The following is an 11986-nucleotide window of genomic DNA, read 5'->3' as shown; positions in this document are numbered from 1 at the left end:
CGATAAGTTATCGCTATTCACGCATGCTCAAGACTGGGTTTGAGTTTTCACGTCTTTAGGGACATCACTTTCTGACGTCGCAGCTTTGCCAGTACGTCGCTGATACTTTCCTTCCCAATAATGTGCCCCTTTAATGCCAAGAGCTACAGGGTTGAACGTGTAATCTTTTACGCCCTTTTTCTGTTGCGATTCATAATCTTTTAGTGCTAGAAGTGCAGGTTTGCCCATAAAGAAAATGATCACAATGCCGACAATGTTGAGCCAGGCCATTAGACCAACACCAATATCACCCATGGCCCAAGCAAGGTTGGCAGCCTTAACGGTACCGTAGAATACGGAGGCCATGATCACCATTTTTAACACAAACATCAGCCCACTTACTTTAAATGTACGGCGAATGTAGGCAATGTTTGTTTCGGCAATGTAGTAGTAGGCTAAAATCGTCGTAAAGGCGAAGAAGAATAGTGCAAATGCAATGAACAACTTACCTACGCCCGGCATGGTGCTTTCAATCGCCAGTTGAGTAAACGCAGGGCCATTAGCGCCAACGGTTGCCGCTAGATTCTGCACTAAGAAGGCTTCTTCACCGCCACCGTGCACATTGTAAGCGCCAGTGATAAGGATCATGAATGCCGTGGCAGAACAGACGAGTAGAGTATCAATGTAAATTGAGAACGCTTGTACTAGGCCTTGTTGAGCAGGGTGATCAACGTTAGCCGCTGCCGCTGCGTGAGGGCCTGTACCTTGGCCTGCTTCGTTAGAGTAAACACCACGTTTTACACCCCAGCCAATGGCAGCACCAAATCCAGCCATTGGTGTGAAGGCATCGCCAATGATCATACTTACAATGCCAGGGACTTCACCGATATTCAGAAGAATAATGACGAATGCAATAATGATGTACGCTAGCGCCATAAATGGCACAACAATTTGAGTGAAGTTGGCAATACGCTTCACGCCACCAAAAATGATGAAGCCGAGGATGATTGAGATGAGCGTACCGGTGAAAATTTTGGCGAAGCTAAAGGTACCGATAGCGGTTTCAATCATTGGTCCTGTGCCAAATGCGGTCTCAACGGCATTACCAATGCTATTAGACTGAACACCAGGAAGTAACACGCCACAGGCAAAAATAGTCGCAATCGCAAAAATCCACGCATACCATTTTTGACCCATTGCTTTTTCAATATAGTAGGCTGGTCCACCACGGAACTGACCTTCATCTTCCTCTTTATAGATTTGCGCAAGCGTCGATTCAATATAAGCAGTCGCTGCTCCAAAGAACGCCACAACCCACATCCAAAAGACAGCCCCTGGTCCACCAAAACCGATGGCTGCCGCGACACCAGCAATGTTACCAGTACCGACTCGGCCAGACAGTGAGACGGCGAGTGCTTGGAATGATGAGATGCCTTTGTCTGAGCTTTTGCCCGACAATAGCAGTCGCCACATCTCGAAGAAATGACGAATTTGTACGAAGCGTGTAAGCACTGAATAAAACAGGCCTGCACCAAGACATAAATAAATAAGAGCGGGACTCCAGATAATCCCGTTCAAAAGATCAACAAATGATTGCATAGTTCTTCCCTGTAAAGCTCGGGTGAATATTCTAAGAAGCAAAGCGGTTAGCTCCACGATTTGAATATTCTTGTTATGAAATAGAAAGTCTCAATCGTCCTTGCTTGTACGAAAAGCATGAGAAAATCTAAGTGCGAGTGTTTAATTTTATAAAGCAAGCGAGGCCATCCTAACGAATTGTGACCGCGTTGTTAACAGAAGATGTAAAATTTATGTTAACCCGTGACGGTCAGCACAAAATTTCATCAGAGGGACTTAATGATGTGGTTTGTTTGTGTTTCAGTGTGATAGGCGAGATAAAGATTGGCCTCCGCAGAGGCCAAATGGCCACGTTATACGGCGTCTAATCCTTGCTGCCAGAAAGCAATTTCCATTCGAGTTGCCGTTTTAAATACATGTATTAATTCTTGTGCTCGTTGGCTATCGATATCAATTTCCGCGAGTAAGGAGTCTAAGCGTTGAATCGCAGTCGTGACTCCAGATTGAAACTCTTCACTCGCATACATTTCAATCCAGCTGCGATATGGGTTATCGTCTAATACTGTTTCCACATGGTTGATTCGTTCTGCGCCGATAACCGCGTATCCAATTGAGCAGGGCGCGAGTGCGGCGTATAGATCGACTAACTCTCCAGTCATACCTGCATCTAAGACGTAGCGTGTGTAAGCGACGGTGCCAAAGTCTTCTTGTTCGGCCTCCATATCCGATTCCGTGACTCCCCACTGGTTGCAATAAGTGACATGATGAGCAATTTCACTATTGAGCAAGGCCAGCACACTGGGCACGGCTTCACGCATTTGGGCGAGTGTTTTAGCTTTATAAATGGCCAACGCATAAGCTCGGGCATATTGTTTTAAGAATAGAAAGTCTTGCTTTAGGTAGTGTAGGTAAGCGGTTGGATGAAGTTTTCCGTTGGCAAGTTGTTGAACAAAGTCATGTTGAGTATACGCTTGCCACTCTTCTTGGCATGCATGAATAAGATCTTGGTGGTTCATCGTATTTCCTAAAGTTATCGAGGCGTTAAGTAGTGCCTGTGGTTCAACAGCATTAAACGCCTCTCAACGTCGCAGTGAGGTCGTTGAGAGGGGAGCAAGGGATAAGTTACAACACAGGAACAAAAGACTCGGCTTTCGGTTGTGTTGGGATAATCTTGTGTTGGTACATAAACTCTGAAAACGCATCGTACTTTTTGATATCAATCGCGGAAGGACGTAGTGCAAATCGAGGCAATGTATCGCGCCATGCACGTTTATTTAGCTCGTTGTTTAGCGTGTCTGGCGCATAGGCGACAAACTCATTCCAAGAGTCTTGTGGGTGATTCACAATGTAGGTCGTGGCTTTCTCTATCGCGCGGTTAAATTTAGCCAGTGCCGCTTTGTCGTAGTTATTGGCATTGGCGACAAACACTAACTCTTCATAAGTTGGTACGCCATGCTCTTCTGGGAAGAACGCTTTGGCTTTAAACCCTTCTAGCTCGAGTTGATTGGTTTCAAAGTTGCGCAGTCCACCCCAGATTGCATCGACTTGTCCAGATGCCAGCGATGATGACAGAGCCCAGCCAACATTAATGATTTTCACGTCTTTGAAATCAACGCCTTGCGATTGCAACATAGTGCCGATGGTCGCTTCTTCATTACCAGCAATAGCAATGCCGATTTTTTTTCCTTTTAGGTCGGCAAGGGTGTTAATTTTACCATTATCAATAACCATCATGGTATTTAGCGGGGTGGCGATGAGCGTCGCACTGCGGATTAATGGCAAACCTGCCGCAACATCGATGGTAAGACTGGTCTGGTAAGAGACGGCAATATCGACTTTATTGGCGGCAACAAGCTTGGCGGGTGTGCTAGGATCTGCTGGCTCTTGAATGTTGACCTTCAGTCCCTGCTCTTTGAAGTAGCCTTTTTCATTGGCAATGACAATTGGCCCATGGTTCGGGTTGACGAACCAGTCGAGCATTAACGTCAGCTCTTTTTCCGCCGCTTGTGATGGTAAAGCAATAGCCAAGGCAAGCAGAGCAGCTGAGCCTTTTTTTAATGTAGATATCATAAATCTTCCTTTTGATTATTATTTATTGTCCCAAGGGATAAAGCGCTTTAGCAGTGTGTCTGTAATGAAGTACAAAAACACAGATAAGGCCGCTAAGATAAACAGTGCTGCAAACATTTCATCGATGAGCATTCGAGCATTGGTCTGTAGCATGAGGTAACCTAATCCTTCACTGGATCCCACCCATTCACCAGCTACCGCACCAATTGGAGCGATAACCACAGCGACACGAATACCAGAGGCTAATACCGGTAGAGATGCGGGTAGGCGAACTCGCCATAGCTGTTGCCAGCGACTCGCCCCCATAGTTTGTGAGAGGTCAAGATATCCAATTGGGGTCGAGCGTAGTCCGTCGTAACAACATGTGGTGACGGGGAAAAAAATAATGAGCGCCGCCATCACCACTTTTGATGCGATGCCATAGCCCAGCCATAGCATTAATATTGGTGCGAGAGCAAAAACAGGGATAGCTTGGCTAGCAATTAAAATCGGCAAAAGCCAGCGTTTGATTGGTTTAAAGAACAGCATTTGCAACGCAAAGAACAACCCCATACTGAGCCCTAGCAATAGACCAAGCAGGATTTCTTTTGCCGTGACCCAAGTATGCTTTAGCAATATGTCATGTCGGCTGATTAGCTTGGAGGCAACATTTTCCGGCGACGGAAGAATAAAGCTAGGCATATTGAATAAGATAACAATCGCTTTCCATATCGCTAAGATCACTAAGGTGCTAATGAACATGCGAGTTAACGAACCGAGTCGAGATGACTGATTGCTTGTTGTCTTAGCTTGAAATTGAGAAGACGCGGTCAATTTATTGAGCAGTGTCATCGCCTACCTCCAATAGTGTTAAAATTTGCTGTTGGATAGAAGCAAATTGAGCATCAATGTCTCTAGGTACCGCATTAGTTGGCGGGGCGATGGGGTGTAATGTTGCAGGCGTGCCATTCATCACCACGATCTGGTGACCAAGCCTTAGTGCTTCTTGTGGATCGTGGGTGATTAATAGGATCGTTTTCCCAGCTAAAAGAGAGGCTGCTAAGTTTTGTAGCTTGTGCCGGGTGACCGCATCTAGTGCCGAGAATGGCTCGTCCATTAGTACGATAGGTTTGTCTTGCATCAGTGTTCGAGCTAATGCGACACGTTGCTTCTGTCCGCCGGATAACTCTGAGACTGGTCGAAAGGCTTTGTTTTTTAGCCCAACCCTATCGAGTAAATTCAGTGCTCGCTCAGTGATGGCACATGTAATTTTTTCGCCACGTAGCTTAGATGCAAAGCAGACGTTATCGATGACATTGAGCCACGGCATCAATAAATCTTGCTGCGCCATATAGGCGATGGACTGAGAAATCTCTATTTCAGGTAACGATATGAGCTGTCCGCCAAAATGGACCTTATCTTTTAGTAAGCCTGCAACATAGCGAAGTAATGTACTCTTCCCACAGCCACTTGGGCCTAAGATCGCAGTGCAAGTCCCTGATTTAAAATGCACGTTTAGGTTTGAGAAAATCGGCTGCTCGTCCCCGATGTAGGTAAGAGAAGCGTGACTCAATTTAATATCTATCATGGCGGACGTCGGCATTAGTTAAGCGCAAAGAAATGGTGAACAGGACCGTGACCGTGACCAATGGAAAGTTCATCCGCATGAGATATAGCTTGGGTGATGTAGTGTTTTGCTGACTGCACGGCATCGGGTAGCGTTTGGCCTTGTGCAAGGAAAGACGCAATAGCAGAGCTTAGCGTACAACCTGTTCCATGAGTGTTTTTTGTGTGGATGCGCGTGGTTTCAAAACGCGCGACTTCATCGTGATTAATGAGTAAATCAGTGCTGGTGTCTTCGGACTCTAAGTGGCCCCCTTTTAGTAATACTGTTTCGGTATTGAGTTCACGAAGCGCTTCAATCATTTCACTCATTTCTGCCTCTGTTCGTGGTACGGCACAATTAAGTAATGCCGCGCCTTCTGGCAGATTTGGTGTGATGATGGTTGCCAGTGGCAATAACTCCGTTTTCAACGCATCAATAGCGGAAGATTCAAGTAATAGGTCACCACTGGTGGCGACCATGACGGGATCCAGTACGACGTAAGGGGGCTGATATTGTTTTATCTTATTCGCGACAGCTCGAATGATGTCGGCATCAGCGAGCATGCCGATTTTTACGGCCATGACATTAAGATCAGAAAAAACTGCGTCTAGCTGTGCCTCAACAAATGAAGGTGCAATACCCAAAATGCCAGAAACACCTTGTGTGTTTTGTGCAGTCAAGGCCGTAATGACCGAACAGGCATAACCGCCGGTGGCAGAAATGGCTTTGATGTCGGCTTGAATGCCTGCACCGCCTCCTGAATCAGAACCAGCGATAGTAAGAACAATAGGGGTTGTATGAGAAAGGCTTGCCATTATAGTGCTCCTCGCCAACGTAGGAGAGAGCGCACTGCCTCAGGCGCAGGTTAGCTGCGTGGTGAGCAATGTCGATCAGTTCCCTACGCCAGTGTTAACTGAATCAGGTTCAACGGGTCTCACCTATGGTGATCTCAGCAGTAATGCTCCCCGACTAATGAGAAAAGACATTGTTATACAAGCGCCTGTTTTTTTCCAGTGATAAAGCCTAACTCTCCAGCCTAGATCTACATGTTGCTGCATTCATCAGCAAAAGGGACGGGATGTGTCGCTGTTGGCGATGGTTTGTTAGTGATAACGGTCGTTTTTTGTGCAGAAGATAAAATTGCGTATGAAAAAACGTGCTGCAAGTTGCTTTTTTATGAGCTGTCACTCGAACGCTGTTTAATTTTTAATCATGAAGTTGTCTCTGTTTCCAATACTAACCTTGATGCCAAGAAGATGATCTTTTAGGCAGATTTTAGTTTTTCAGGGAATAGAGAATACAATAATGAATAGCATCGTATTAGGTGTCTCGACCTTAGCACTTGCGGTTAGCAGTGCTTCTTGGGCGGCGCCAGCGAAACCTTCTATCGATCTCTGGGGTTCCAATAACCTCCAGTTTTCAAAGATCCAGCTCGCAATGGAGACCACTTCTGGCTACAACCAGATGGTGCAATACAGTGATCTTGCCGAGATTAAGATTACGTTCAACCAATGGAGCGGCACGACTGGTGACACCTATAATGTTTACTTTGATGGAGTGAACGTTGCAACTGGGCCTATTACGGGAAGCCAAACGACGGTGATGTTTTCCTATGCTCAAGGTGGCCGATATCAAATGGCGATAGAAGCATGTGATGCCAGCGGATGTAGTAAAAGCGCGGCGATGGAGTTAGTGGTAGCCGATACTGATGGCTCGCACTTAGCGCCATTAACAATGAATATCGATCCAAATAATAAAGCGTTTAATACTGATCCAAGTACGGTGGTCGGAACGTATTTTGTTGAGTGGGGGATTTATGGTCGTGGCTATACCGTTGACAATATTCCTGCCGATAACTTAACTCATATACTGTATGGCTTCATTCCGATTTGTGGCCCTAATGAGTCAGTAAAATCAGTAGGGGGGAATAGTTTTAATGCCTTGAAAACCGCGTGTAGTGGAGTACCCGATTATGAAGTTGTTATTCATGACCCGTGGGCGGCTTATCAGAAAAGCTTTGGTCAAGCGGGACACGATTACAATACTCCGATTAAAGGCAATTACGCGATGATGATGGCGCTGAAACAGCGCAATCCAGACTTGAAAATTATTCCTTCAATCGGTGGCTGGACACTGTCTGATCCCTTCTACAGCTTCACCGATAAAGCCCACCGAGATACGTTTGTTGCTTCAGTGAAGCGCTTTTTGAAAACGTGGAAATTCTATGATGGCGTTGATATTGATTGGGAGTTTCCGGGTGGTGATGGAGCCGCGGCGGATTTAGGTGATCCGTTGAAAGATGGACCAGCTTATGTGGCACTCATGAGAGAGCTCAGAGCCATGCTTGATGAGCTTGAACTTGAGTATGGGCGTGTCTATGAACTGACTTCGGCCATTGGTGTCGGTCATGATAAAATCGAAGATGTGAATTATGCTGAGGCTATTCCATATATGGATTATATCTTCGCAATGACTTACGACTTCTATGGTGGTTGGAATAATGTCCCGGGACACCAAGCTGCCTTGTACTGTGGCAACTTTATGACGGCGGGTCAATGTGATGGTACAGGCGTGGATCCGGAAGGCGTTCCCTATAAAGGCCCTGCTTATACCGCTGACAATGGTATTCAGTTGCTGTTAGCGCAAGGTGTGCCTGCTAATAAATTGGTGCTGGGTACGGCAATGTATGGTCGTGGTTGGGAAGGGGTGACTCCTGATACGCTTGTTGACCCCTCAGACCCTATGACCGGAACAGCAACAGGAAAACTGACGGGGACAACTGCACAAGGTGTTTGGGAAGCAGGCGTGATTGATTACAAAGGCATTAAGTCGTTCATGCTGGGCGCTAATCATACAGGGATCAATGGTTATGAGTACGGTTACGATGCACAGGCTGAAGCAGCCTATGTTTGGAACCAAACAACGGGAGAGCTGATCACGTTTGATGATGATAGGTCTGTGAAAGCCAAAGGCGCATATGTTCGCAGTCTAGGTCTCGCGGGTTTATTTTCCTGGGAGATAGATGCCGATAATGGCGATATTCTCAATGCTATGCATGAAGGGCTAGCTGGTGGAACACCAAGTAATCGTGCGCCAGTTGCGAATGCCGGTGTTGATCAACAAGTTGAGGGGCCGGTATCGGTTTCGCTTAGTGGCGCAAACTCAACGGACAGCGATGGGGTTATTGCCAGTTATGCTTGGGTTCAGACTTCGGGTAGCCCGCTAGTCTTAGTTGGTGAAAATAGCGCGACACTCAATGTTGATGTTCCAGAAGTCACGCAGGTGACGAGTTATGGGTTTACCTTAACGGTTACGGATAACGCAGGTGCCGCTAATTCCGATACAGTGACGGTGACCGTCACACCTAAAAATACGCCACCACTAAATACCGCGCCTATTGCTCAAATATCAGGGCCGACCACTGCTGCGGTAAATGATCAGGTTGTATTGGATGCGTCGGGTTCAAGTGATGCTGACAGCGACCCTTTAACTTTTTCTTGGCAAGCACCTGCAGCGCTTAACGTCACGAGTCAAGGTAGCATTCTAAGCTTTACCGCTCCGAGCGTAGCCGTTGATACCAACTATCAATTCACACTTAGTGTGAGTGATGGATCGTTGACATCCACAGCTACTCATATTGTTAAAGTGATAGCGGACAATAGCGGTGGTATTGCTTGTTCAAATACATGGGATGCTGGTGCGGTGTATAACGGTGGAGATAAAGTGGTCTACAACGGACAGAATTACCAAGCGAAATGGTGGACGCAAGGTGACGACCCAGAAAAGTCGGGTGAATGGGGCGTATGGACATCATTAGGGCTTTGTCAGTAATGACGCGTTGATTATTTAAAATTAATGCGGTGAAGGGAGACCTATTTGGTCTCTCTTTTTTTACCTAATGGAACAGTATTGGTATGAGACCGTATATCAGTTAGGGGGCATAGTTGTGTACATGGGAGTTCAGGCGTTAAGTGAAATAAGCGGCAAGTGATAGACGAAGCAGACAGGATAAATGGAATAGAAAATTGCCTATTGGTCAATAACATCTAGTATTTTTATAATGACCCAATGGAGATAATAGCTAATGAAACTATCAGTTATCGTAATGTGTTCTGCTCTCTTGCTTAGTAGTTATAGTTACGCTAAAGAAACCCTCATTTTTGGGATCGTCCCTCAGCAGTCTGCAAGTAAACTCGCGTCACAATGGATCCCTTTAATGAATTACTTATCGGAAGAAACAGGGACGACGATCCAATTTGCCACAAAGCCCTCGATTCCTGAATTTGAACAGGAATTGGTTGAAGGCGTGTATGACATTTCGTATATGAATCCCTATCACTACACGGTGTTTAGTCGTGAAGGCGGTTATGAGGCGATTGCGAAAGCCAAAAATAAATTGATTAAAGGTATTGTTGTGGTTCGTAAAGACAGCGAAATTCAATCCATGGAGGAGTTCGCTGGAAGTCAATTGGCTTTTCCTGCTCCTGCAGCATTTGCTGCTAGTGTGTTAAGCCGCGGTTATCTTAGTCAAAATGATATCGACATTACACCTGTGTACGTTCGTTCACACGATTCTGTTTATTTAAATGTCGCGAAAGGTTTATTTCCCGCTGGTGGTGGGGTGAGACGAACGTTTAAAGCAATGGATCCAGAAGTGACCGATCAACTAAGAATTTTATGGGAGAGTAAGGGTTACACCCCTCACGCCATTGCAGTGAGTGCAACGATGCCTAAGGCGTTAAAAGAGAAATTACAACAGGCATTGATCAAGCTTGATCAGACGAACCCTGAATTATTGGAGCCACTTAAGATCCAAGGCTTCGTGGCGGCTCAAGACTCTGATTGGGATGATGTACGGGAGTTGGCTCTTAATGTTGATCTAAGTACAAAGTGAACAATTAGCGATGAAGTTTCGTACCAAAATGATTATTGGAGTCGCCATGATAGAGGCGGTTTTTTTGATTGTTTTGGTTTTTTACGCCATGAGTTTTTTGGCTGAATCGAATGCCGATTTATTTCAAAATAAAATGGCAGCCACTCTGTCATTGCTTAAGCAAAGCTCTATTGACGCCCTGTTGACGTACGATATTGCTAGGCTGACTAGTATTGCTCGCGATGTACTTGTCGACCCTGATGTAGTTTATGTAAAAATGTACATTGGAGAGACTGAGGTGGTCGCCGTTGGAGAAGTGCTTAGCACACACTTACATCAGGCTAAGGACTATTATTTCAGAACTCTCGATATTGACTTTGAAAACAATTATATCGGTCGCCTTGAATTGATGTTTGATGGACGACGGATTACTGAAGTCGTAAGAAGCTCGGGCATATACCTCGGTGGGATTGCGGTCATCGAAATCTTATTTGTTGCGCTTGCCTCGTTACTTTTCGGTTGGACGTTAACAAAGGATCTGCACAAAATTACGCGAGCGAATCGTGAGATTGAACGTAAAGGCCCTGGTCATCGAGTTGAACATCATAATAAAGATGAAATAGGGCAAGTCATCGATGCGTTTAACAGCATGTCTACTGCAATGCATAAGCAGTATGAAGAGTTGCAGCGATCTCAAGATCAAGCGTTAGCTGCAAACCAGGCCAAAGATGATTTTTTGGCTCTAATAAGCCATGAAATACGCACTCCGCTCAATGGCATTCTTGGTATGTCTAAATATATGGAGTCTGAGCTTACTGGGGAGCCTAAGAAAAACTGTAAAATCATTAATGACTCGGGCGAGCATTTAATGTCCATTCTTAATGACATTTTAGACTTTTCAAAAATAGAGCAAAATAAATTAGAGCTTAACCTCTCTCCATTTAATATGCTCGCTACCGCTCAGTTGACCCAAAGTTTCTACAAACCACAGTGCACAGAGAAGAACATCCAGTTGTACCTTGAAAATGAGATCCCCAACAATATTGAGTGGCTGGGAGATGAATCTAGAATAAAACAAATCGTCTTTAATTTGATGAGTAATGCCATAAAGTTTACGGATAAAGGTAGTGTGACATGCTGTCTAACATGGCGGGAATCACCATCAGAATTGACGATAGAAATTAGAGACACAGGGGCAGGGATCGCTGACGATAAAATCGCGTTGATTCTCGATCCTTTTGTCCAAGCCGATAATACGATTACCAGAGACTATGGGGGGACAGGGCTTGGGTTATCTATTGTCAGTAAATTGGTTGAAAAAATGGCAGGAACGATAAACATCACCAGTCAAATTGATATTGGTAGTGTTTTTACTGTGAAACTTCCATTGTCATTTGAAGTAAACAAATTGTCTTCAAGTGTATTAACGGGACAGACAAACAAGCTAGAGGATGTGAATTGGCGTCCGCCGGAAGGGAGCCGAGTATTGCTGGTGGACGATAATAAAGTCAACCTTATCGTTGGGAAAAAATGGTGTGAAAAAATTGGTTTTACGGTTGATGTAGCAAACAATCACCGTGAAGCGATGGAGTGTCTCAGCGCAACGTCGTACTACTGCATGCTAATTGATAATCATATGCCAGAAGTGTCCGGCATTGAGCTGATACAAAAAATGGTCGTAGAAAAAGATAATCTAGTTATTTTTGGTTGGACTGCAGATCTAACGGCCGAAACTCATAGGGCGTTCATTCAGGTTGGCGCTAGAGGAGTCGTAGTGAAACCGCTCAACGTACAAAACTTCACTCAGGTAGTAATTAATACGTTAAAAAAAATGCAGCGTTCAAGCGAAGGTTAGCAATATAGTGCTCTCTAATACGTAAGAGAGCACTAAGTTATTAATG

At 45.2% G+C, this 11986-nt stretch carries 8 protein-coding genes, 1 pseudogene and 1 riboswitch; of the genes and pseudogenes, 3 read left to right on the top strand and 6 right to left on the bottom strand.

Features of this window, described 5'->3' with window-relative positions; genetic code table 11:
• Positions 1 to 27 precede the first annotated feature (27 nt).
• The 6 genes and pseudogenes from L4D05_RS15745 to thiD form a co-directional block, all read right to left on the bottom strand.
• Positions 28 to 1578 carry an alanine/glycine:cation symporter family protein gene (locus tag L4D05_RS15745; RefSeq protein ID WP_428794576.1) on the bottom strand — a complete coding sequence of 517 codons (1551 nt, stop codon included), beginning with the start codon at positions 1576 to 1578 and terminating at the stop codon, positions 28 to 30.
• A 332-nt stretch (positions 1579 to 1910) separates the two neighbouring features.
• Positions 1911 to 2573, bottom strand: a complete 663-nt coding sequence (gene tenA, locus L4D05_RS15740; RefSeq protein WP_428794575.1) for a thiaminase II — start codon at positions 2571 to 2573, stop codon at positions 1911 to 1913.
• A 106-nt stretch (positions 2574 to 2679) separates the two neighbouring features.
• Positions 2680 to 3627 (bottom strand): ABC transporter substrate-binding protein, encoded by a 948-nt coding sequence (locus tag L4D05_RS15735; protein ID WP_428752715.1) that lies wholly within the window; start codon positions 3625 to 3627, stop codon positions 2680 to 2682.
• A gap of 18 nt (positions 3628 to 3645) precedes the next feature.
• Positions 3646 to 4371: pseudogene (locus L4D05_RS15730) on the bottom strand (ABC transporter permease); the annotation flags it as partial.
• 70 nt (positions 4372 to 4441) lie between these two features.
• Positions 4442 to 5194, bottom strand: coding sequence for an ABC transporter ATP-binding protein (locus L4D05_RS15725; RefSeq protein WP_428794574.1), 753 nt, complete (start codon positions 5192 to 5194; stop codon positions 4442 to 4444).
• A 14-nt stretch (positions 5195 to 5208) separates the two neighbouring features.
• Complete coding sequence (gene thiD / locus L4D05_RS15720; RefSeq protein WP_428794573.1) at positions 5209 to 6027, bottom strand: bifunctional hydroxymethylpyrimidine kinase/phosphomethylpyrimidine kinase; 819 nt, start codon at positions 6025 to 6027, stop codon at positions 5209 to 5211.
• A gap of 63 nt (positions 6028 to 6090) precedes the next feature.
• Positions 6091 to 6190: riboswitch (TPP riboswitch) on the bottom strand.
• 327 nt (positions 6191 to 6517) lie between these two features.
• Between thiD and L4D05_RS15715 the strand changes: the two genes are divergently transcribed.
• The 3 genes from L4D05_RS15715 (at position 6518) to L4D05_RS15705 (ending at position 11940) form a co-directional block, all read left to right on the top strand.
• Positions 6518 to 9043, top strand: coding sequence for a glycosyl hydrolase family 18 protein (locus L4D05_RS15715; RefSeq protein ID WP_428794572.1), 2526 nt, complete (start codon positions 6518 to 6520; stop codon positions 9041 to 9043).
• A 253-nt stretch (positions 9044 to 9296) separates the two neighbouring features.
• Complete coding sequence (locus tag L4D05_RS15710) at positions 9297 to 10106, top strand: phosphate/phosphite/phosphonate ABC transporter substrate-binding protein (protein WP_428752706.1); 810 nt, start codon at positions 9297 to 9299, stop codon at positions 10104 to 10106.
• Between the two features lie 10 nt (positions 10107 to 10116).
• Complete coding sequence (locus L4D05_RS15705; RefSeq protein WP_428794571.1) at positions 10117 to 11940, top strand: HAMP domain-containing hybrid sensor histidine kinase/response regulator; 1824 nt, start codon at positions 10117 to 10119, stop codon at positions 11938 to 11940.
• The last annotated feature ends 46 nt before the right edge of the window (positions 11941 to 11986 follow it).

It is taken from the genome of Vibrio nomapromontoriensis, from assembly GCF_050337205.1.
GTDB lineage: Bacteria > Pseudomonadota > Gammaproteobacteria > Enterobacterales > Vibrionaceae > Vibrio > Vibrio nomapromontoriensis.
The sequence above is the reverse complement of the archived record's forward strand: the minus strand, read 5'-3'. Positions and strand labels throughout refer to the sequence as shown.